This window comes from Salinispora sp. H7-4 (assembly GCF_013416675.1).
GTDB classification, from domain to species: Bacteria; Actinomycetota; Actinomycetes; order Mycobacteriales; family Micromonosporaceae; genus Micromonospora; species Micromonospora vitiensis.
In genome coordinates this window covers 50,708-72,886 of the sequence record NZ_JABZED010000027.1, presented here as the reverse complement: position 1 = coordinate 72,886, position 22,179 = coordinate 50,708, and the positions used below count along the sequence as shown (strand labels likewise).

The 22,179-nt window shown below is 69.5% G+C and carries 21 protein-coding genes; 8 read left to right on the top strand and 13 right to left on the bottom strand.

Features of this window, described 5'->3' with window-relative positions; genetic code table 11:
* The 3 genes from H0524_RS14105 to H0524_RS14095 are packed head-to-tail and all read right to left on the bottom strand — an operon-like array spanning position 1 to position 5,449.
* Complete coding sequence (locus H0524_RS14105; protein ID WP_180199037.1) at positions 1–951, bottom strand: ornithine carbamoyltransferase; 951 nt, start codon at positions 949–951, stop codon at positions 1–3.
* A gap of 56 nt (positions 952–1,007) precedes the next feature.
* Positions 1,008–2,300, bottom strand: coding sequence for a diaminobutyrate--2-oxoglutarate transaminase (ectB, locus tag H0524_RS14100; protein WP_180199036.1), 1,293 nt, complete (start codon positions 2,298–2,300; stop codon positions 1,008–1,010).
* Positions 2,301–2,311: 11 nt separating this feature from the next.
* Positions 2,312–5,449, bottom strand: a complete 3,138-nt coding sequence (locus H0524_RS14095) for a non-ribosomal peptide synthetase (protein WP_180199035.1) — start codon at positions 5,447–5,449, stop codon at positions 2,312–2,314.
* 184 nt (positions 5,450–5,633) lie between these two features.
* Between H0524_RS14095 and H0524_RS14090 the strand changes: the two genes are divergently transcribed.
* Entirely contained in the window at positions 5,634–5,825 is a 192-nt protein-coding gene (locus tag H0524_RS14090; protein ID WP_018726420.1) for an MbtH family NRPS accessory protein, read from the top strand.
* 180 nt (positions 5,826–6,005) lie between these two features.
* On the opposite strand, the gene H0524_RS14085 is transcribed toward H0524_RS14090, so the two are convergent.
* Positions 6,006–6,593: a response regulator transcription factor gene (locus H0524_RS14085; RefSeq protein ID WP_180199034.1), complete on the bottom strand. Its 588-nt coding sequence runs from the start codon at positions 6,591–6,593 to the stop codon at positions 6,006–6,008.
* A complete protein-coding gene (locus H0524_RS14080) occupies positions 6,590–7,201 on the bottom strand; it encodes a response regulator transcription factor (RefSeq protein WP_026322575.1) in 612 nt (203 codons plus the stop codon). The genes H0524_RS14085 and H0524_RS14080 overlap by 4 nt, the downstream gene beginning before the upstream one ends.
* A 344-nt stretch (positions 7,202–7,545) precedes the next feature.
* On the opposite strand from H0524_RS14080, the gene H0524_RS14075 reads away from it, so the two are divergent.
* The 3 genes from H0524_RS14075 to H0524_RS14065 all read left to right on the top strand — a co-directional run bounded on the left by H0524_RS14075 (position 7,546) and on the right by H0524_RS14065 (position 13,819).
* A complete protein-coding gene (locus H0524_RS14075) occupies positions 7,546–10,512 on the top strand; it encodes a type 2 lanthipeptide synthetase LanM family protein (RefSeq protein ID WP_180199060.1) in 2,967 nt (988 codons plus the stop codon).
* A gap of 34 nt (positions 10,513–10,546) precedes the next feature.
* Positions 10,547–10,774, top strand: coding sequence for a hypothetical protein (locus H0524_RS14070; RefSeq protein ID WP_026322573.1), 228 nt, complete (start codon positions 10,547–10,549; stop codon positions 10,772–10,774).
* Between the two features lie 120 nt (positions 10,775–10,894).
* Positions 10,895–13,819: a LuxR family transcriptional regulator gene (locus H0524_RS14065; RefSeq protein ID WP_180199033.1), complete on the top strand. Its 2,925-nt coding sequence runs from the start codon at positions 10,895–10,897 to the stop codon at positions 13,817–13,819.
* 17 nt (positions 13,820–13,836) lie between these two features.
* Here the strand turns inward: H0524_RS14065 and H0524_RS14060 are convergent, their stop codons facing one another.
* The 3 genes from H0524_RS14060 to H0524_RS14050 form a co-directional block, all read right to left on the bottom strand.
* Positions 13,837–14,793 (bottom strand): pentapeptide repeat-containing protein, encoded by a 957-nt coding sequence (locus H0524_RS14060; RefSeq protein WP_255435951.1) that lies wholly within the window; start codon positions 14,791–14,793, stop codon positions 13,837–13,839.
* Entirely contained in the window at positions 14,783–15,208 is a 426-nt protein-coding gene (locus H0524_RS14055; RefSeq protein ID WP_180199031.1) for a hypothetical protein, read from the bottom strand. The genes H0524_RS14060 and H0524_RS14055 overlap by 11 nt, the downstream gene beginning before the upstream one ends.
* 320 nt (positions 15,209–15,528) lie before the next feature.
* A complete protein-coding gene (locus H0524_RS14050) occupies positions 15,529–15,768 on the bottom strand; it encodes a winged helix-turn-helix domain-containing protein (protein WP_180199030.1) in 240 nt (79 codons plus the stop codon).
* Positions 15,769–15,961: 193 nt separating this feature from the next.
* Between H0524_RS14050 and H0524_RS24815 the strand changes: the two genes are divergently transcribed.
* Both H0524_RS24815 and H0524_RS14040 read left to right on the top strand, forming a co-directional pair.
* Positions 15,962–16,366 carry a DivIVA domain-containing protein gene (locus H0524_RS24815; RefSeq protein ID WP_180199029.1) on the top strand — a complete coding sequence of 135 codons (405 nt, stop codon included), beginning with the start codon at positions 15,962–15,964 and terminating at the stop codon, positions 16,364–16,366.
* On the top strand, positions 16,363–16,689 hold the full coding sequence (locus H0524_RS14040; RefSeq protein ID WP_180199028.1) for a hypothetical protein: 327 nt from the start codon (positions 16,363–16,365) through the stop codon (positions 16,687–16,689). The genes H0524_RS24815 and H0524_RS14040 overlap by 4 nt, the downstream gene beginning before the upstream one ends.
* Before the next feature lie 27 nt (positions 16,690–16,716).
* Here H0524_RS14040 and H0524_RS14035 read toward each other — a convergent pair whose 3' ends face one another.
* From H0524_RS14035 to H0524_RS14020, 5 genes are all read right to left on the bottom strand, one after another.
* Positions 16,717–17,052, bottom strand: a complete 336-nt coding sequence (locus H0524_RS14035; RefSeq protein WP_180199027.1) for a DUF1416 domain-containing protein — start codon at positions 17,050–17,052, stop codon at positions 16,717–16,719.
* A complete protein-coding gene (locus H0524_RS14030; protein ID WP_180199026.1) occupies positions 17,049–17,897 on the bottom strand; it encodes a sulfurtransferase in 849 nt (282 codons plus the stop codon). The genes H0524_RS14035 and H0524_RS14030 overlap by 4 nt, the downstream gene beginning before the upstream one ends.
* A gap of 182 nt (positions 17,898–18,079) precedes the next feature.
* A complete protein-coding gene (locus H0524_RS25620; RefSeq protein ID WP_375372004.1) occupies positions 18,080–18,235 on the bottom strand; it encodes an Ms5788A family Cys-rich leader peptide in 156 nt (51 codons plus the stop codon).
* Positions 18,236–18,253: 18 nt separating this feature from the next.
* Positions 18,254–19,045: a DUF2993 domain-containing protein gene (locus tag H0524_RS14025; RefSeq protein ID WP_180199025.1), complete on the bottom strand. Its 792-nt coding sequence runs from the start codon at positions 19,043–19,045 to the stop codon at positions 18,254–18,256.
* A gap of 142 nt (positions 19,046–19,187) precedes the next feature.
* Positions 19,188–20,219 carry a hypothetical protein gene (locus H0524_RS14020; RefSeq protein WP_180199024.1) on the bottom strand — a complete coding sequence of 344 codons (1,032 nt, stop codon included), beginning with the start codon at positions 20,217–20,219 and terminating at the stop codon, positions 19,188–19,190.
* A 252-nt stretch (positions 20,220–20,471) separates the two neighbouring features.
* On the opposite strand from H0524_RS14020, the gene H0524_RS14015 reads away from it, so the two are divergent.
* Together H0524_RS14015 and H0524_RS14010 are read left to right on the top strand one after the other, a co-directional pair.
* On the top strand, positions 20,472–21,191 hold the full coding sequence (locus H0524_RS14015; RefSeq protein WP_026322569.1) for a response regulator transcription factor: 720 nt from the start codon (positions 20,472–20,474) through the stop codon (positions 21,189–21,191).
* Positions 21,192–21,313: 122 nt separating this feature from the next.
* The gene (locus tag H0524_RS14010) at positions 21,314–22,177 is read left to right on the top strand and encodes a polysaccharide deacetylase family protein (protein WP_180199059.1); all 864 of its coding nucleotides are present in this window, start codon (positions 21,314–21,316) and stop codon (positions 22,175–22,177) included.
* Positions 22,178–22,179 lie beyond the last annotated feature (2 nt).

Here is a 22,179-nt window from a genome sequence, read left to right as displayed (position 1 = left end):
TCAACCTCCCGCGATCCGCCAGTTCGGCGTGTTCCCGGTGCACCACTCCAGGACGGCGCGCGCACTGTGATACTTGTTCTCGGCCTGGGCGAAGGTGATGCTCGTGGGACCGTCGAGTACCGCGGCGGTGACCTCCTCGCCCCGGTGTGCCGGCAGGTCGTGCATGAAGACCGCGCCCGGGCAGGCCGCCATCAGGGCCTCGTCCACCTGGTACGGGGTGAATTCCCGCCGCCAGTCCGGGGTTGGCTTGGTGGTACCGGTGGTCTGCCAGCGGGTGGTATAGACGACGTCCACCGACGGCAGGTCGGTGGGGTCGTGCCGTTGTTCGACCAGTGCCCCGCTGCGTTTGGCGGTGACCTGCGCCCGTTCGAGCACGCTCGGGTGCACCCCGTAACCGGGCGGGGTACGGAGGTGCAACTGGGTGTCGGCGTAGCGGGCGAGCGCGAGCGCCAGCGCGGCGGCGGTGTTGTTGCCCTCGCCCAGATACAGCACGCGCAGACCCTCGACCTGGCCGAAGTGCCGGGCCAGGGTGGTGAGGTCGGCGAGGGCCTGGGTGGGATGCTCGGCCGCGCTCATCGCGTTGACCACCGCCATCCGGTGTTGCTTCGCGTAGGCGCGCAGTTCCTCCTCGGGCCCCGCGGTCCGGGCGACCAGCACATCGATCATCCGGGACAGCACCGCGGCGGTGTCCTCGGCCGTCTCGCCGGTGTTTTCCTGTAGATCCCCCGGACCGTAGGTGATCAATCGGGCACCCAGGCGCAGCGAGCCGGCGGAGAAGGCGGTCCGGGTACGGGTGGAGGTCTTCCGGAACAACACGCCCACGACCAGGTCGGCCAGGGATCGGGCGTCCTCGGCGGCACCGGCGGCGAACTCGGTGCCGCGCCGGACGATCTCGCGCAGGTCGGTGTCGGTGAGGTCATCGATGGAGATCAGATGGCGTCGGTTCGCCATGACGGGCTCTCTTCCGTGTCCGGGCCGGTGGGGTCGGGCTGACTTCCGGCTGCTGGTCAGACCGCGAGCAGCCCGTCCCGGAGCACCTCGAGCCCTCGGTCGAGACGGACGATGTCGATCGCTATCGGCGGCAGCACCTTGATGACCTCGTCGTGGCGCCCGCACCGCTCGACGATTACGCCATGGTCAAAGGCGTAGCGCTGGAGGCGTTCGGCGCGATCTGGGCCGCCGACCCGTCCGAGGTCGATGCCGAGGGCCATGCCTCGGCCCCGCACGACCAGTCCGGCGTCAACGCTGGTCAGCTCGGCCCGGAAGCGCTCCAACCGCCGGGAGGCAACCGCGATGTCGGTGCGAAACTTCGGATCACCCCAGAGCTCACAGGCGGCGGTGGCGGCGACGAAGGCGAGCTGGTTGCCGCGGAAGGTGCCGGTGTGTTCCCCGGGCTCCCACACGTCCAGCTCGCGCCGGAAGAGCGACATCGACAGGGGTAGGCCGTAGCCACCGATGGACTTGGACACCGTGACCACGTCCGGCACGACGCCGGACTGCTCAAAACAGAAGAAGGTGCCGGTGCGCCCGCAGCCAGCCTGGATCTCGTCGACGACCAGCAGAATCCCGTGTTGCTCGGTGAGGGTGCGCAGCCGCCGCAGCCAGTCCGCGGAGGCCGGGTAGACCCCGCCTTCCATCTGCATCGGCTCGACGATCACCGCGGCGGGTATCTCCATACCGGAAGATGGATCGTCGAGCATGCGCTCGATGAGTGCTATCGAGTCGAACGGACCCTGCGGTCCATCCTCATAGGGCACGAAGGTGACATCTCCGCCGCCGATTCCACCGGCACGTCGGGCACGGCGACTGCCGGTGACCGCCAACGATCCCCGAGACATGCCGTGGTACGCGCCGCTGAACGCGATCACCCCGCTCCGGCCGGTCGCCTTGCGCGCGAGCTTGAGCGCGGCCTCCACCGCATCGGTGCCGGTCGGGCCGCAGAACTGCACCTTGAAGTCGAGGCCCCGGGGCTGCAGCACGGTCTCGTTGAACGCGGTGAGGAACTCCCGCTTCGCCACGGTGTACATATCCAAGCCGTGGACGACACCGTCGCTGTTCAGATAGTCGAGCAGGCGACGTTTGATAAAGGGGTTGTTGTGGCCGTAGTTGAGAGTGCCGGCACCGGCGAAGAAGTCAATGAACCGTTTGCCGTCCTCGCTGTAGAGCTCCGCGCCGCGAGCACGATGGAACACCGCAGGGAATTTTCGGCAGTACGACCGTACCTCTGACTCCAGACTTTCGAAGGCGGCGAACGGCGTGGTCGCCTCCAGCACGGTTGTCGAATCTACGGTGATTGTCATGACAGGTCCTTTCAACGCGTCTTATGACGACGCCGGGGGGTCAGCGTGGGCATCGTGGTGCGCTGGGAGATTCGCGGATAATCAGGGAGCGCAGCGGCGAGGCTGGCGACCGTACTGTGGTCGAACAGGCCCCGCACCGGAACGTCGACACCCAACTGGGCGCGGAGGCGCACCGCGACCCGGGTGGCGAGCAACGAGTGCCCGCCGATCTCGAAGAAGTTGTCGTCCCTGTCGATGGTGGCGCCGGTCCCCAGAACCTCCCGCCAGATGTCGGCCACGATGCGTTCCTCGGCGGTACGCGGGGCCACTCGCGCTACCGCGACCCGAGTCGCCGGTTCCGGCAGTGCCGCGTAGTCGACCTTGCTGTTCGGCGTCAACGGAAGAGCCTCCATCGGCACGTACGCCGCTGGGAGCATGTAGTCGGGCAAGGTCCGCAGCAGGAACGCCCGCAGCTCCTCAACCGGCGGTGCGGTGTTCGCCCTGGCGACGAGGTAGGCGGTCAGCTGCTGTTCCCCGGCGGGGGTGGCGGTGGGGTGGACGGCGACCGCACGAATGTCGTCGTGGCCGAGCAGTGCCGCCTCGATCTCGCTGGGTTCCATGCGATGGCCACGAATCTTGACCTGCCGATCGGCACGTCCGAGGATCTCCACCGAGCCGTCCTGGCTACGGCGGGCCAGGTCGCCGGTTCGGTACAGGCGCCCGCCGGGCGTGGTGGAGTAGGGGTCGGGCACGTACCGCTCGGCGGTCAGCGCGGGCTGACCCCGGTAGCCGAGCGCGACGCAACTACCACCGACGTACAGCTCACCGACCGTGCCAATGGGCACCGGCTCGGCGTACCGGTCGAGCAGGTGGACCGTGCAGTTGGCCTGCGGCGACCAGTCCACCACCGCGCCGGTTGGGTCGAGGCGAGCCGAGGTCACCCATACGGTGGTCTCCGTCGGGCCGTACAGGTCCCACACCGGAGCCCCTTCAGCGGCGAGCCGCCGGGCCAGCTCCGTCGGCAGCTTCTCGCCCCCGGACAGCACGGTGATCGTGGCCGGGGGAACCCACCCAACCTCGAGCAGCGCCCGCAGCATCGCCGGGGTCGCCTGCAGCACTGCGGGGCGGGTGAGCGCCACCAGATCGGTGAGCCGCTGCGGGTCGCGGGCCTGTTCGGTATTGGCGAGGACGACCGTCGCCCCGACGAGCAGCGGTACGTACAACTCCAGTAGCGACGGATCGAACGAGATCGTGGTGAGCGCGACGACTGACTGGTCGGCCGTGAGCCCGGGCCGCCGCACGATCGAGGTGACGAAGTTGGTCAGCGCCCGATGGTGGACCATGACCCCCTTGGGGGTCCCGGTGGAGCCGGACGTGTAGATCAGGTAGGCCAGTTGCTCGCCGGTGGCCGTGGCAGGTACGGCAGCAGAGGGCCGGGCTGCCACCACGGCCCGGTCCCGGTCCACCAGTACGTGCTGTCCACCGGTGTCACCAACCCGGTCGACGAAAGCGGACCGGGTGATCACGACCGCCGCGGCGGAGTCGGCCACGATGAAGGCGATCCGGGCGTCCGGGTATTCGGGATCGACCGGTACGTAGGCGCCTCCGGCCCGGAGCACGGCGAGGAGTGCGATGAGCAGGTCGGGACCGCGGTCGAGCAGGACGGCGACGAGCGAGCCGGGCCGGACGCCCAGCGCGCGCAGGTGGTGCGCGAGCCGGTTGACCCTCATGTCCAGTTCGGCGTAGGTGATCTCCTCGGTGGTCGTCCACACCGCCACGGCATCCGGCGTGGCCCGCACCTGCGCAGAAACCAACCGATCAACTGTCTGGTCGGGAAAGTCCGCGGCGGTGCGGTTCCAGCCGTACAGCAGACGGTCGCGCTCCCCGCGCGGGCCCAATTCCAGGCGCGCGGCCAGTTCACTGACGCTGGTTGCCGGCTCGGCGACGACGGCCCGCAGCAGGTCGGCGAAACCCCCGGCGAGCCGTTCCACCCGGGCGTGGTCGAACAACGCGGTCGCGTATTGCAGCCGTGCTGTCGCCGTACCGTCCGGCCGCACGTTGACGTCGAGGAAGAGGTCGAACGGGGAACCCGTCAGTGGCGGCTCCACCACTTCGACGTCCAGCCCGGGAAGCGACATCGGAGCCCGCACGTCGAGCAGGCTGAACGACACCTGGAAGATCGGGTTGCGGGACAGATCCCGCTCCGGAGCAAGCTCCGTGACAATGCGCTCGAACGGGGTGTCGGCATGGGAGAACGCGCCGAGCGCGTTGTCCCGGACGCGGGTCAGCAGCTCCTCGAAAGTGGGTGCGCCGGCCAGGTCGGCGCGCAGCACGACCGAGTTGGCGAAGAGACCGATCAGGTCCTCGTCCGCGACGCGGGTCCGCCCGGCGACCGGCGTGCCGATGGCGAAGTCGGTTTGACCGCTGGCACGCGCGAGCACGATCTGGAAGGCAGCGAGCAGGACCATGAAGCGGGTGACCCGACGGCTACGGGCCACCGCGTCGACCTCTCGCAGCAGGGTCGCGGGCAGGTTGACACGGACGACGTCGCCGGCGCCGTCCCAGGTCCGGGGCCGCCGCCGGTCGGTGGGCAGTTCGATGGCGGGCACACCGGCGAGTTGAGCCCGCCAGTAGTCGAGCTGACGGCGGCTGCGCTCGTCGGTGAACCGCTCGCGTTGCCGGCGGGCAAAGTCGGCGTACTGTGCGGGCAGGCCGCTGACCTCGGTGGTTCGACCGGCGTAGCCGGCGGCCAGCTCACGGGCGAGCACCCCCCAGGACCAGCCGTCGAAGGCGATGTGGTGAACGACGAAGACCAGAAGGTGGTCGTCGCCGAGACGGGCCAGCGAGAGCCGGAACGGCAGATCCCGGGCGATGTCGATGGGGCGGGCGAGCTCTCGCTCCAGGACCCGGTGATCCGTCGTGTGCGCGATGGTGACCGTGACGTACGGGTCGACGTGGGCCACCGGCCGGCCGTCGACCGCAACGTAGCGGGTGCGCAACACGTCGTGGCGATCCACGATCGCCTGTAGTGCCGTGGTGAGGGCGGTGACGTCAAGCGGTCCACGGATACGCAGCGCGAGCGGCAGCAGGTAGTCCGGCGTTCCGGGCCGCAGCTGATCGAGGAACCAGAGCCGCTCCTGCGCGAACGACACCTCTCCGACGCTGTCCACGGGTACACCTCCGCTGGCTGTGTTCATGCCGAGGTGTTGAGCATGCGCGGCTCGCGGGTGCGGAGAACAGGGAAGGACCCGCAGGGCACAGGTGCAGATTTTGCTGCGTGTTCGTCCCTTCCCCAGGCGGAGTGGCTGCGACACGCTCGACTTCGCCATGGTCGTGTCGACAGCGGGAGGAACAATGACCGACGAGGGTGTGTACCGCGTGGTGCTCAACGATGAGGAGCAGTACTCGATCTGGTGGGCGGACCGGGATCTTCCGTTGGGATGGCGTGCCGAAGGAACAGCTGGCTCGAAGCAGGAGTGCCTGGAGCGCATTCAGCAGGTGTGGACGGACATGCGGCCCCGCAGTCTGCGCGAACAGATGGCCTGAGCCTCCGGAACGGCAGGCCGATCGTCGATCGGCTGCCGGGTCCGGGCCGGCGCGACGAGGGGCATATCCCACCCGCTAACCCGTCCCGACGACGTAGGCCCTGTCGGTCCGCCCCCGCTGCCCGGATGAACGCTGGGGTCAGTCCGTGATGTGTTGGGGGCCAGGGCGCGGGCACTCCGATCAGATGTGTCCGGCCCGGATCGCTCTGGCGACCGCATGGGCCCGATTGTTGACCTGAAGTCTCGTCATCATCTCGTAGATAACGTTCTTCACCGTGTGCTCCGAGCAGGACAGATTCTTCGCGATCGCCACATTCGGGTAGCCCTCCGCCATGAGAGCCAGTACCGCTGTTTGCCGGGGGGTCAGGGGGGACGGGTTCGGGGCCGAATCCGGACCTCCCCCTGCCCTGTCCCGCAACAACTTCAGCAGGATCTCGCGGGGAATCCTGCTCTCCCCCTGATTGGTGGACCACACCGCCGAGGCCAGCTTCTCCGGGGCCGAGGTGGTCGACAGCATCGCTCGTACCCCCGCCCGCAGGGCGGATCTGACCTCCGCCGGGTCGAAGTCGTCGGCCAGGACCAGCAGGCGGTAGTCGCCGGTGAGATACGGCTGCGGGCACGACCGGAGCGCCCGTCCGACCGTCTCCGCCGCCGCCACCACGACCGGCACCTGGAACGGCCGCTCCACGATCTTGATCCCGACCAGACGCAGCTTCGTCGCCACGGTGGCGCGGAGCGTGGAATCCGCGGCCTCGACCTGCACCTTCACAGCAGACCTGCGCGGAGCGTGTAGGCCACGGCGTGGGCCCGGTTCCGGAGCCGGAATCGGCGGGTGATGTCGTGCACGACGCTGGTCACGGTCCGAGTCGAGTAGCAGAGCTGTCGGGCGATCTCACCGGTCTCGTGGCCGTCAGCGACCAGTCGCAGCACCGCTCGCTCCCGCTCACTCAGCGGCGAGTCGGTGGAGGATGTCGCCGCCAACGGGCGGGCACCTCGCTCCGGCAACTGGTCGAGAATGTCCAGCGGAAGGGTGCAGTCCCCATCGGCCGCAGCCACCACGACGCGGGCCAGGCGGGCCGGGTCTGCCTCCCGCCGCCGCATCACACCCCGTGCCCCGGCGACGATCGCCTGCAGGGCGGCGGAGGACTCCAGGTCCGTCGCCACCAGGACCACGTCGGGGCAGGTAGCGCTCGCCCGGGTTTCCCGGACGATGCCCAGGACGTACTCGTCGACCGTGTCGACGACAATCACGGCCACCTGCGCCTGTTCGGGTCCCGACACCACCTCAACGTCTGGGGAACTTCGTAGCGAGGTTGTGGCGCCCACCTCGAGCATGAGGTCCAGCGCCGCGACGCTGACCCGAACTGGCTCACCCACCTGCACTCCTCACGGTCGTCGGCCTATCGCGACTCACGGTCGGCGGCCCCTCACGACCAACCTCCACCGGTGGGTCTCTCGGCACATCGGGCCCGGCCACTCACATTTCTCCACCGGCTCGGCACCGGTGCGGGGGCTCCCGACCGCGGAGGTCCACCAGGTCGGTTCCGGGCCTACCTGACCTGCTGATCAGTGAGCTCGGATGAATGTGGGGGTCGAGCACCCATGACCTGACGCCCGGCCCTGGTTACGTTCGGGGTGTGAGTTCAGCGAGTTTGGCTGCGGCCAACCCCTTACCGGACCCGGCGTGGTGGGCCGCTGGCCTCGCCCTGCACGAGCGGGACCTGCCGGTCGCGGGTGGCGAGGCCGAGACCGAGCCGGGCTTCGCCGCACGACTCGCCGACCTCGGGATGCCGCACGATCCGCACTTCGGCGCGCTCACCACTCAACTCCGTCGGCCTGCCTGGGCCGTCCTGGTGGAGGACGTCCTGGCCACCGCCCGGCCGCTGGCCTCCGACGCGCAGCCGGTTGCCGACTGGCGAGCGGCGTTCGCCCGGGTTCTCGCGCCCTTCGTCAACGCCGCGTTGGCCCAGATCCGCCGGCACGGTAGTCGACACGTGGACCTGGACCGGATCACCGCCGCGGTCAGCGGCACGCTCGGGCCGCGCCTGGTCGACATCGCGGCCCGAGCGCTGGTCACCGAGCTACACCGGTGGCGTGCCGAGGGCCGCTTGGCCGGTGGGGACGGCCCGGCACGCTTTCATGACTTCGTCCGCCAGCTCACCGCGCCCGCGGGGCTCGGTGAGGTCCTCGCCCGCTATCCGGTCCTGGCCCGTTTACTCGCTCAGGACACTGCCACCACCGCCAACGCGACCGTGGAGCTACTCAACCGGTTCGGCCACGACCGCGACGCGCTGATCGCCACCCTGCTCGGCGGTATCGACCCGGGCCCGGTCACCTCGGTGCTCGCGGCGCAGGGAGACCGTCACGCCGGCGGACGCTCCGTGTCCTTCGTGGATTTCGCGGACGGACGGCGAGTCGTCTACAAGCCACGTGACCTGACTCCGTACATCAAGCTGACCGCGATTCTGGACCACCTCTCCTCGGCCGCCGCCGGGTTGTTCCCCAGCACCCCGCGAGTTCTCGCCCGAACCGGTTACGGCTGGACCGAGCACATCGCCGCGCTGCCGCTGCTCAATTGGGAGGATGCGGACCTCTTCTACCGCCGCCAAGGTGCGCTGCTCGCCCTGTTGCACCTCGTCCGTGCCACCGACGTGCACCACGAAAACCTCATCGCCCACGGCGACCAGCCAGTTCTCGTCGACATCGAGACTCTGTTCCATCCGGAGCTCACCCCCGGTGGTCTGGGTGACCCCGCCGCCGACGCGCTGGCCGAATCCGTGCACCGCACCGCCCTGTTGCCGCTGGTCTTCGTCGGCGAGCAGGGCGTCGCTGACCTGTCCGGCGTTGGCGGCGACGTCTCGACGTCCCCGTTGACCGTCGTCGACTGGCTGGACGCGGGTACGGACCAGATGCGCCTGACGCGCCGGGCCGCCGAGGTCGCTGGCGCGGCCAACCGGCCGATCCTCAACGGTCGACCGGTCGAGCCACACGAGCATGATCGCGCCATCGTCGGTGGGTTCCGTCAGGCGTACGACACGTTCATCGCCCACCGCGACAAGCTCACCGCGCTTGTGCGGGACTGCGCCGATCTCGAGGTCCGCGTCATCGTCAGGGCGACCTGGATGTACAAGACGCTGCTCGACGAAACCACCCACCCTGATGTCCTCCGCGACGCTGTCGACCGGGACCGGGCACTCTCCGTGCTCTACCACGGCAGGACCGAGCAGCCGCTGCTCGCACAGCTGTTACGGTCGGAGATCGCGACCCTGTGGGCGGGGGACATACCGATGTTCACCGCCTCGGTCGGAACCGGCCGAATCCGCGCCGTCTCCGGTACCGAGTTGACCGAACCGCTGCCACAGACCGGGCTCGCCGCAGCGTTGGACACCCTCGCCTCGCTCGACGAGGTGAACCGACGCGGCCAGGAGTGGATCATTTCCGCGACCCTGGCGTCCCGGCCCCGGGTCGCCCCTCACCCCGAGGCGGTCCCGATCGCGGCCCAACCCGAGGGCGTGGTGGCGCACCCCGACGAACTCCTGGCGGCGGCGTGCGCGGTCGCCGACCAGTTGGTCGCCGAAGCGAAGGCCGAGGGCGGGCGGGTCAACTGGTTGGGGCTGGAGGCCGTCGAGGACCAGCGGTGGCTGGTGCTGCCGCTTGGCGCCAGCCTCGGTAGTGGATACCTCGGGGTGGCGCTGTTCTTCGCCCAGCTCGCGGCGGTCACCGGAATCTGCCGCTACGCCGACCAAGCCCGCGCCGCCACCGCCGACCTGCCACAGCTCGTCGCTGCGCTGGACAAGCGACCCGATCTCATCGCGGTCATCGGTTGCGGCGGGCTGGATGGGTTGGGCGGCATCGCCTACGGCCTCACCCGCATCGGGACCCTACTCGACGATCACGCCCTCACCGATGCCGCTGCCCGCAGTATTCGGCTCGCCGCGGTGGCGGCGACCCCCGAGGCGCCGGCGGGCTGGTCCGCCGGACTCGCCGGTTGCCTGGCGGCACTGACCACGGTGCAGACCGACCTGAACCTCCCCGAAGCGGGTGATGTTGCCCGCCGGTGCGCCGACCTCCTCATCGCACCGCTGATCGGGTCCGACAACCCGTCCGGGCACCGGGCGTCGACGTCACCGGACCGGACCGGTGGCTCCGGGCCAGCATCGGGCGGGTTCGCCGAAGGGCTGGCCGGGATCGGATGGGCGTTGACCACCGCTGGGCCCGACGAGCACCATCGGGCCGCGGGCCGTCGGGTGGCCACCCTGCTCGGCGACCGGAGTGAGCCGGCGGCGGCCGGGTGGTGTCGCGGCACCGCCGGAACCCTACTGGCCCGTGCGTCGCTGTCGACCGACGCTGACCCCCGCTACCTGACCGGCTGCGTCGAGACCCTGGCCGACGCACCCGTACGGCGGGACCTGAGTCTGTGTCACGGTGAGCTCGGGGTGACCGAGGTGTTGACCCAGCTCGCCGGTTCCGATCGACGTACCGTCGCGACCCGGGCCCTGCGCCGCCGAACTGGGCTGGTCCTCGATGTGCTGCGTCGGCACGGCTCGCTGAGCGGGGTGCCCGGCGGGGTCCGTTCCCCGGGGCTACTCACCGGGCTGGCCGGTATCGGTTACGGCCTACTTCGGCACGCCGCACCACAGCAGGTGCCCTCGGTGCTGCTGTTACAACATTCCTCGGCTACTCACTAACGTTCCTGCCCCACGAGAAAAGGAGATGCACGCCATGTCGGAAATGATCCCGAATACGGCTGAAGAAACTGCTACCGCTCCGGCCGGCCGCCTACGTCTGCTGCCAACCGCGGTGACGTTCGCCGACCGTGCGGCAGCGCTGGCGCGCGTCGGTCTGCCGGTCGCCATGCTGGCCGCGAGCATCGCCGCGCCGGCCCTGGGAGCCAGTGCGGGTGAGGCGACGGCGATGAACACCACGTGCTGCCCAGATCGTCCGAATTAAGCAATTCGACAGCCACCCGAAGCGTGGTGGGCAGCGGCCCGGTCGGAGAAACCCGGACCTGGCCGCTGCCTCCCAAAGCCTGCGACTCCATCGCAGGTAGCCGATGATAATGTCATTGTTGTGCGGCACATCTCGGCAAGTTTGGTAGGCCGGGACAAGGTGCTGCACGCGCTGACGGCCGGGTTGACCGCCGCCAGAAACGGCCGCGGTAACGCGGTTTTTGTGACCGGCGAGAGCGGCATCGGCAAGTCCCGGCTGACCGCGGCCGTCACCGAGCTCGCCTTCACCTCGGGCATGAGCCTGATGCGCGGACGGGCGAGCGCCGTCGGTCCCACCCCGCCGTTTCGACCGCTCACCGAGGCGATCCTGTCGCACCTTCGCATCGAGCCCGTCGACCCGGCAAAACTCGGGCCGTACGGGCCGATCCTCGGCCGACTGGTGCCGGAGTGGAGCGCCCCGGAGAACAGCCACGACAGCGAGTCACTGGTGGTGCTGGCCGAAGCCGTGCTGAGGTTGATCGGGCTTGTCGGGCGAGACCGGGGCTGCCTGCTCAACCTCGACGACCTGCACGAAGCCGATCCGGAGACCCTGGCCGTACTCGAGTACCTGATTGACAATGTCGAGTTGCAGCCGATGCTGCTGCTGGGCGCCCTTCGCGATGAGGGACCGGTGCTGTCGCTGGTCCGCGCCGCCGCCCGACGCGGCGCCTGTCAACTCATCGACTTGGACCGGCTGTCCCGGGCGGAACTCGCACAGTTGGCCGGAGCGTGCCTGGACGTCGAGCCCAACCTGGTCCCCAGCTCGGCAGTCGACCTGCTGTGGGCGGGAAGCTCCGGGAACCCGTTGGTCGCCAAGGAACTCCTCAGCACAATGGTGGATGACGGCATCCTGGTGGGCGATGCGCAGGGCTGGCAGATCAACAGTCGCCCCGAGGCACCCGTGTACGCAGGTCTCGCCCGCCCGCTTGCCCGCCGCGTCGCCCAGCTCGGGACCCGCGTCCGCGAGCTGCTGTCGGTCGCCGCGGTGTTCGGACAGCAGTTCCCGCTCCGGGTCATTCAGCACGTCACCGGGCTGGCCGACCGGGACCTGCTCGGTCTGCTGCAGAACGATGTCGCTGGGCGCTTTGTCGCCCCCGACGAGCAGACCGCCGACTGGTACGCCTTCCACCATCAGCTCAGCCGGGAGGCGGTGCTCGCCCAGCTTGACCAGGACGCCCATGCGGGACTCGCGGGCATGTTGGCGACGGCGGTCGAGGCGATCCACCCAGGACTTCCGCGGGAGTGGTGCGAGGTCGCCGCCCGACTACGGGCGGATGCCGGGGACCCGACCGCCGCCGGGACACTCTTCACGGAGGTGGGGCGGCGGGCGCTGGCACTCGGCGCAGCCAACTCGGCCGTCGCGGTGCTGGACCGGGCACTGGAATACATCCCGCACGACGACGTGACGACCCGCACCGGCACGTTGGAGTTGTTGCTGCAGGCGCTGGCCGAGGCAGGGCTGGTCGAGCGGGCGCTCGAGTCGGTCAGCGAGTTGGACCAGGCCGGCTGGCTCACCCCGAGCCGGCGGGCCGCCCTGCACGCCCGGCTGGCCTGGGCCGCAACGGTCGCTGGGCGCACCGGGGACGGCCTGGCGCAGGTGGAGACCGCCCGGGCACTGCTGGGCTCGGAGGGCTCGGCCGAGGATCTGGCACCGATCGACATGGTCGCCGCGCACCTGCTGTTGGACGCTGGCGGCCCGGACCAACTCGCCGCCGCCGAGAACCTCGCCCGGCAGGCCGCGACGGTAGCCGAATCGGTGCCGCTGCCGGTGGTGGCATGCCAGGCCTGGCAACTCGTTGGCGGCCTCGCCCGCCATCGGGACCCGCAGGAGGCGACCTCCGTGCTGGAACGGGCACGCACCCTGGCCGTCCGCCACGACCTGCCCATCTGTGAGATCCACGCGTTGATCCGGCTGGGCAACGACGACGCGTTGCTGGTCGGCGACCTCGCCCGGCTCCAGCGCGCCAGCGCGCAGGCGGCCCGGATGGGTGCGGTGACCGCCCAATACCAGGCGGAGGCGAGCATCGCGCTGCACACCGTCCTGCACGGCGACTTCACCGCGGCCGCGTCGCTCACCGACCAGGTCCTCGCGGCGACCAGCCGGCTGAAATTACTGGAGACGACCCAGTACGTGCTGCTGACCCGCGCGGTGCTCGCCGGGCACCGAGGCGACCGCAACCAGATGGAGACGGAGCTGGCGCGGTTCACACAGTGGGGTGGGGACCTGACGTTACACGCGCCGCGGGCGCACGGACTGGCGGCGGCGTTCTGCGCCCTCCTGGAGGAGGATCTGCCGAGGGCGCGGAGCGATCTGGCACGAGCGGTCGCGGCCGAGGAAAACGGGTCGAGTGTGTACTTCCTGTCCGGCCGGCGTGGGCTACACGTGTTGCTGCGGGCGCTCGCCGGCCAGGCGGAGTGGCCCGATCTCGAGGCGGTGACCGTCAACCCGGCGAGTACGCTGCGCTGGGACCGCCAGTTCACGTTCTTCGCGCGCGCCGTCCTGGAGGGCCGTTCGGGTAACCGCGGCCGCGCCAGCCGGGCTGTGACCGAGGCGCTGGCGGCGGGTGAACCGTATGCGACGAGCCGATACCTGGGTCTCCGCCTGGTCAGCGAGGCAGCGCTCGCCGACGGCTGGGGCGAGCCGGTGACCTGGCTACGGAGTGCGGAGGACCACTTTCACCGTACGGGCGTGAACGCCGTGGCCGGGGCGTGCCGTGCCCTACTCCGCAGGGCCGGGGCAACGGTGCGGCAACGCCGGGACGGTACCGCGGGCATTCCGAATGAGCTCCGGTCCGCTGGCGTGACAGCGCGGGAGTACGAGGTGCTGGGCCTGGTGGTGAAGCGCCTGGGGAACCGTGAGATCGCCACGCGCCTGCACCTGTCTCCCCGAACCGTGGAGCGGCACGTGCATGGGTTGATGACCAAGACTGGGCTCCCCAACCGAATCGCACTGGCCGAGTTCGGCGCCGGGTTCGTCGACAACCCCCCGGCTGCGGCAGGGGACTGACAGCCGGTCCCGTCCGGTCACACGACAACAGCTCGCCGGTCTCGGCCGCCGGCTTCTGGTAGCACGACGTAGACGCCCGGTTGATCCGGTCGTTCCGCCGACCGGAACCAGATCTCCGCCGCCCGCTCGGGCGGCCAGATGGTGGCCCAATCCCACCGCGCCCCCGCAAGTGTGGTGCTGGTGAGAACGGCACCGTACAGGTTGGCCTCGCAGAGGTTCACGCCGGTGAGGTTGGCGCGGTCGAGGTTGGCCTCACGGAGATCGGCGCTGGTGAGGTTGACGCCGGTGAGATTGACTCCGCGAAGGTCAACACCGGCAAGATTGACGCCGACAAGGTCAACACCAGTGAGGTCGGCACCGATGAGAAACGCGCCGGTGAGATCGGCCCGCGTGAGGTCGGCTGCCGTCAGGTTGGCGGCGGTCAGCTCGACACCAGCGAGGTCGACGCCGGCTAGGTCAACACCACGGAGGTTGGCGGCGGTCAGGTCGACGCCAGCGAGGTTGGCACCGGCGAGGTTGGCACCGATGAGGAGCGCGCCGGTGAGGTTGACGTCGGTGAGGTCCGCGCCACGGAGGTCAACACCGGCGAGGTTCGCGCCAGTGAGGTCGACGTCGGTGAGGTCCGCGCCACGGAGGTCAACACCGGCGAGGTTGGCACCGGTGAGATCGACTCCGGCGAAGTTGGCGCGGGCGAGGTTGACTCCGACGAGATCGGCCTCGCGAAGATCCCTGTTGTTGACCTCCGCGCCAGCCAGGTCGTTCTTGCCGAAATCGGCGATGCGCGGGTCGTCCTGGCGGAGATCGGCGCTGGGCAGGCTACCGGGTTGTTGGCCGGTGAAGGCTGGGGTACGTCGGGTCAGAGCTGCTATGAGGTTTCTTAAACGGCCAGGTCGGGCTCCTCGTGGTGCGTGAAAAGCGGGGGTGGAACGGCCGAGCGCGAGCACGAGTTGGCGGCGGAAGGAGTCAGTCGACATCGGGGGAATCCGCATCTCCCGGGGCCAGCGTCTGGTCCTTTACTAGCGGCGGTGGTAGGGAACGACGGAGGGGTAACGTCGAGTGGCGGTGCGGTGCGGTGGCTTCGGTCGGCGTCAGATCAACCTGGCGCAGAATTTTTTCGATCAATAGCGGTGCGGTGATGCCGAGGAGCCCGGCGGCGAAGGGGCTCGCTAGTTGCCCGTCGGCTCCGATGAGCGCGGCGAGTCCCGCACCAGCGGCAAGCCGGAGCACGACCGAGGCCAGGTATGCGGGGAGTCCCGGCTCGTCGGGTCGTTTCCAGGGCAGAGTTTTCGCGCGGCGCAACGCAGCGCCGAGTTCGAGTGCTTCCACAATGAAGCTACCTAACAGCCCCCAGAGGGCCGACTCCATAGTGGAAAGGGGCTCGAACGGCATAGGCGAACAATAGTCGCCCCCCTTCCTTGTGCCACCGGTTGGCCGGCGACCAACAACCAGCCAACCAGAAGCTACGGGAGAACACCGAAGTCGGCGAAATCCTAGAACCCGGACCGAGGCTAAATCAATACCAGATGATGAATATGGTGAACGATCACACTGGGCCGAACAGTCCACAATGTTCAAATTTACGTTCGATTTGTCATCGTCTCGCGACATGAGTCCCACGGGCGGCCGACCACGTCGGTGACACCGACCAGTCGGCAGCCAGACCATGTGGTCGATGGCCGCGTGCCGCGTCCGGCGCCGGGTGGTGCGGTTCAGGGTTTACGGAGCCACGTCTTCGGATCGGTCACGAAGACGCCCTTGCCCTGGTGGCGGTTGATCACCTCCAGCGCCTCCAGTCGCACGTTGACGAGCTGGATCGTGGACGGGCTTACGCGGTACCGCTCGCAGAGCTGAGCTATCGAGGGCAGCTTGTCCCCCGCTTTGTATCGGCCCGACCTGATGTCATCAATGATCTCATCGGAGATCCGGATGTAGTCCGGTGTCGCTGGCATGTCACTCCTCGCGTGGCACCTCCGATTCGATCACGAGAAAGACAAGTACGACAAGTTTGAGGTGTTCCTTGTGCACCTTGCCTTCCTTGTATAAGTTGAACGACAGGTCCTCCTCGCGTGGCAACGAGTAGGCCGATCCCCCCGGTCGGGGTGGGCTGGGCACGGCTCACCCCGACCCGTCCGATCCGGAGAGGTGGTTGACGTGCGTAACCCGTTCCGACGTTTCCGTCACTGGCGAGGCCGCCCCGCCCCGAGCCACCCCACTACTCGCACCGACTCGCTGATCGGTGCGAACGTAGGCCGTCCCACCGGCACCGACAGCGATGCGGACCGCCACCGGTCGTACGCCGGCAACGCGGGCGGGCACCACCGGTCGGCGACACGCTGGCCGTTGACCCCCGAGCAGGTACGCCAGCAGCAGTTCCCGCAGGTCCGGCGGGGACTCGACGCCTCCGAGGTGGAACTCTTCCTCTATCGGGTCGCAGCGGACCTGTCCGCGCTGCAGACCGAGCTGAGGAGCACCCGGGACGAGAACATCCGGATCAAGCGGGCGCTGCGCGACTGGCAGTCCCGGTTCACCCCGGGCGTACGGGCATGACCGTGACCGGCCTCGACGAAAGACCACGTTTCGTCGTCCATTTGACCCTGCACGCCGACGACCTCGCCGGCGCGCGCCTGCTCGCCCGCTCGTTGGCCCGCTCCCTGGGCTTCCTGCCCGAGCTGGTGCTCGGCGAGACAACCGTCTCTGTCACCGGCGCACCCGACGTACACCATCAGGTCTTCTGTGACCGGCTGCTGGAACACGGCTGGCGCTGCCGGCTGCGGCCCGAGCACGACGGCGGCTGTTCCCGACGGTTCCTCCAGCCCATCGCCGGCCGCGCCCGACGCGACCGGACGGCTGCGGCCCGCCACCAGAGGTAGCGGGCCGCAGTCAGACAGCGCAGGGTGTCAGTCGAGGGCGACCGGGACGGTCGTCTCGTTGATGCCCCGGCGGGCGGTGATGACGAGGTCGCCGTTGCCGTGCCGGGACAGCGCCCGCAGTCGCCACGTGCCCGGCGCCGCGAAGAAGCGGAACTGCCCCACCGGTGAGGTGACCACCTCGGCGGTGAACTCGTCGGTGGAGTCGAGCAGGCGGACGTACGCCCCGGCCACCGGCTCACCCGCGGCGTCGCGGACAAGGCCGGTGATGACAGTCTCCTTCTCCAGGTCGAGGCTGGCCGGCAGCGGGGCGGCCTGATCCGGGGCGGCGCACCCGGCCGTGGTCGAAGCAGTCACGACGTTCACTCCTTCCCCGGCTGGTCGCCGAGCGCCACCGGCACGCCGACCAGCGAGCCGTACTCGGTCCAGGAGCCGTCGTAGTTCTTCACGTTCCGGTGGCCGAGCAGCTCCTGGAGCACGAACCAGGTGTGCGAGGAGCGCTCACCGATCCGGCAGTAGGCGATGGTCTCCCGGCTGTCGTCCAGCCCGGCCGCGGTGTAGATCTCGCGTAGCTCCTGGTCGGACTTGAACGTGCCGTCCTCGTTGGCCGCCCTGGACCACGGCACGCTGATGGCGGTGGGCACGTGGCCCGCGCGCTGCGCCTGCTCCTGCGGGAGGTGGGCGGGGGCGAGCAGGCGGCCCGCGTACTCGTCCGGGCTGCGCACGTCGACCAGGTTCTTCGTACCGATGGCGGCGACCACCTCGTCGCGGAACGCCCGGATGGTGTGGTCCGGCTCCTGCGCCACGTACCGGGTCGGCGGGCGGGACACCACCTCGGTGGGCAGCGGGCGGGCGTCCAACTCCCACTTCTTGCGACCGCCGTCGAGCAGCCGGACCTCGCGGTGGCCGTAGAGCGCGAAATACCAGTACGCGTACGCGGCGAACCAGTTGTTGTTGCCGCCGTAGAGGACGACGGTGTCGTCGTTGGCGATGCCGCGCTCGGAGAGCAGCGCCGCGAACTGGTCCTTGTTCACGAAGTCCCGGCGGACCTGGTCCTGTAGATCGGTCTTCCAGTCCAGTTTGATCGCACCGGGCAGGTGGCCGGTGTCGTAGGCCGAGGTGTCCTCGTCGACCTCGACGAAGACGACACCCGGGGTTTCGAGGTTCTTCTCGGCCCAGTCGGCCGAGACGAGTGCGGTGTCACGACTCATCAGATCACTCCTGGTGAGGATGGATGGTGAGCCAGCGCGCGGGGGTCATGGTGCGTCAGTGGTCCACCACGCGCGGGACCCATGGCTCGGATCGGGTTCACGGGTTCGTGCGACGGCGCCGCTGGCTGGCGCAGGAGGGGGCACCGGTCAGGTGCGCAGGCCCTGGGCGCTGGGAGGCCGCGTCAGGCGGCCGAGAACAGCCCCGCCGTCAACCGGACAGGGCGACACAGGCAGGTGGCCACACGGCACAGGTCGACCGCGCGCCGTTTGGTGAGGAACATCCCCATGGGCAGCGAGACTACCAGCGATGTCGCCGTGCGCCACGGCTCAACCACCATCCGGGACGCGTACTCGACTCAGCTCGCCGCGTGGATCGGCACCTCGGCCGCCTCCGCGGTGACCTGGAGCCCTTCGGGTAGCGGCCGGACCTCACTGACGGTGAGGTCGAACGGGAGCACCGGCAAGGGCAGGTCAACGGAGATGCCCTCGGCGAAGGTACTCAGCAACGCCCGGACCAGCGACCCGTTCGGCATGCCCTCGGCGGTCAGGTCGGTGAACCGCAGCGACACCTGGCCCTGGTCAACGGTGATGTCGGCGGTGCCGCTGACCGGCACCCGCTGCCCGAGGAGCTCCACCGGGGCGGTCACCGCGAGTCGGCCGTCCCGCTCCCCCAGCTGCAGCCCCTCCTGGTCGAGCCGGGCGGCGAGGCTGTCGTAGCTGATGGTGCCGGTGCCGGTGACGCTCCCGGCGGTCACCCCGCCCCGTCCGGAACGAAGGGTGTCCAGCGGGGCGGTCACGTCGTAGGCGTCGATGTCGAGGGTCGGCAGGGCCAGCACGTCGCCCTGGACTGATCCCCGGACCTCAGTCAGCCGGATGGAGATGCGCTCGTAGTGGCCGTCGAGGACCTGGGTGGCGAAGGGAAAACCGCCGATCTCGACCTCGGGTGGCCCGGCCTGAACACCCTCCTTGGCGAGCTCCTCGCGGACCTGTTCGGTCAGTGCGCGTTCGGCGACCCCCGCTGCCACCCGGTCGGCCACCACCACCAGCCCGACCAGGCCCAGAAGCAGGACCAGGAGCACGACGAGTACGCGCCGCCCACGCCGGGATCGGGGGCGTTCGTCCTGGTACGGGCGTTCCTCGGTCGTCACAGCTCCTCCTGGCACCGCCATCGCTTCTGTCACCGCCGTCGTCCTCCCCGGCACCGCCGTCGCTCTCTCGGCACCGCTGTGGTCCTCCCCGGCACCGCCGTCGCTGCGGCGAGGCTACCCGGACCCGTGGCGCTCCGACCGCTCAGAGGACCAGCTTGCACAGGACGTACGCGGCCGGCGCGGCGAGGGCGAAGCCGGTGAGTGGACCCTGGATGTGCTGAATCGCCCACCCGGGTGTCGGCTCACCGGCCATTTCCCGACCCACCTCGGCAAACCCGACGGCGAGGTCCGCCAGGACGGCGACGACCGCCGCGACGAGTCCCATGATCGCAGCCCGGGTCGGGGTGAACGGAGTGACGAGGTAGCTGCCCAGGACCGCGCTGACCATGGTGCCGACCATGGCGCCGCCAACCACGCCGACCGCGCCCCGTGGCACCTGGGGGGCCAGCCGGGGCCAGGCGGCGAACGCGTCGGTGATCCGGGCTATGGCGAGCGCGACCCCGGCCGCGACCAGGCAGACCGTGAGGACCTGGGTTCCCATCGGGATCCGGGTGAGCACGATCATGGTGGGGAGGGCAACGGACCCGGCGACGATGAGCACGGTGCCACGCAGCGATTCGAGAACCTGCGCCCGGTCCACCCGCCGGACGAACTGCCCCACGACCGCAGCGACCAGGCCGACCAGCAGGACCTGCACCAACGGCATCAGCCGGGCCGGATCACTGCGGACGGCGACGGTGTCGGCGACGATCGCGGCGGCGGCACCCACCCCGGCCACCGTCATCAGCGCCGGTGGGCGAAACGCCATCGTCCAGGCCAGCACCGAGAGCGCCTGGACGCCGAAGATGACGGCCGTGAACGGGATCCGGTGCCCCGGGCCGCTGGTCTGCGCCGCCAGCACCAGACCCATCCCGAGCAGCGCCGCGAAGCCGGCGACGGCCAACGCGACGGACCGACGCACCGCGACCGGCGGGGTCTCCTCCGCGTCCTGGTCCTGGCCGTCATCGGAATCGCCCGGAGCCCGGCGGCCCGGGTCTCCGTCCCGCCGGGCTCGGCGTGGGCCGCCGCGCTCCGGCCGCCCGTCGTCACCTCCGGCCCGCAGCGCGGGCGGACCGCTGGAAGGCTGTTCGGGCCAGGGCTCACGGCCGGTCTCGGGCCTGCTGGTGGGAAGCACCCACCGATCGTGCCAGACCGCACCGGCGCCGCGGGCGCACGGTTTCGGCGACGTTAAAACCTACCCCCCAGTTGTGGGTATAACGGACAAAACGGATTTGCACCGAAGGTTGACGCAGGGCGATCGGTTAGGCTCAACCTGTTTACCCGCCCGTCAGTGACGCCGGGACCCCGCAGTACCCCAGTGCCCTCAGTGCCCTCAGTGCGGAGCGTGCGCTGGGTCACGCGCGGCCACCGCGCCGCCGGGACGGAGATGATCGTGGAGATCCTGCTTCTGGTAACGGCACGCGCAGGTGAACCATCCGCTGTGCTGCCAGCGCTCGACCTACTACCCCACTCGGTCCGCACCGCCCCCCGCGACGTACGCACCCTGGTCGCCGGCCCCAGCCCAGACGTCGTGGTGATCGACGCCCGCTCCGAGCTGAGCGAGGCCCGGGACACCTGCCGCATGCTGCACGCCACCGGGCTCAACGCGCCCCTGCTCGCGGTCGTCACCGAGGCCGGGCTGATCGCACTCAACGCCGACTGGGGCGTCGACGATGTAATCCTCGCCTCAGCCGGCCCCGCTGAGGTCGAGGCCCGGTTACGCTTAGTGATCGGCCGGTTGACGGACACCACCACGGGGGCCGACAGTTCGATTCGGGCCGGCGAGTTGACCATCGATCCGGACACCTACGCCGCGAAGCTGAAGGGCCGCCCCCTCGACCTGACATACAAGGAGTTCGAACTGCTCAAGTTCCTGGCGCAGCATCCGGGGCGGGTCTTCACCCGGGACCAACTGCTGCGCGAGGTGTGGGGCTACGACTACTTCGGCGGGACCCGCACCGTGGACGTGCACGTCCGACGGCTGCGCGCCAAGCTCGGCTCCGAGTACGAGTCGATGATCGGCACCGTCCGCCAGGTCGGCTACAAGTTCGTTGTTCCGCCCGCCCGGGCGCTACCGGAGTCGGAGCCCGCCCCGATTCCCGTCTGATCCGCTATTAACGATTTGCCCGATTATTACCGATAATCGGGACTATCCTCATGTTCTAGAACCGCTTACCGGTAAGTACGGGGGTACATACGGTGCAGTTGAAAGGCGGCGATCCCACCCGGATGGGCGGGCTGAGACAGCTCACCCCCGCCACCCGTTCCTTCGCCATCGCGGCAGTCGTCGTGATCGCGCTGCTCGGCTCCGCGTTCGCGATCGGGCGCGGCTTAGCGCCGGCGGGAGACCCGATCACCAGCAATGCCACCACACCGCGCTCGCCCGACCAGCCCGCCCCGTCCGGGGCACCCGACGACAACGCCACGACACCGTGGGAGCGCGACGGCGACACCGCAGCCAGCCCAAGCCCGACCCCGAGCAGCGACTATTACGACGAAGGCACCCAGCGCACCACCGAAACCTCGGCCGTGGCCCTGACCTTCGACGACGGGCCGGACCCCCAGTACACCCCACAGGTCCTCAGGTCCCTGCGGGCGTACGGGGTCACCGCCACCTTCTGCCTGACCGGCGAGAACGCCAGCGCCTACCCGGAGCTGGTCCAAGCGATCGTGGCCGACGGGCACACCCTGTGCAACCACACCTGGAACCACGACATCGCCCTCGGCTCCCGGTCACCGGCCGAGATCCGGGCAGACCTGATCCAGACCAGCAACGCGATCCACGCCGCCGTCCCCGACGCCCCCATCGCGTACTACCGCCAGCCCGGCGGCGCCTGGACCTACTCGATCGTGTCCGCGGCCGAGGAGCTGGGAATGACCCCGCTGCACTGGACAATCGACCCGCGGGACTGGGAGAGCCCCGGCGCAGATCACATCACGACGACGGTGCTGGATGGGGTGGAACCCGGCTCGATCGTGCTACTGCATGATGCGGGTGGGCCCAGGCAGGACACCGTGGCAGCCCTCAACCGAATCCTGCCCGAGCTCACCGCCCGGTTCCTGGTAACGGGGCTTGCACCCGGCATCACCTGACC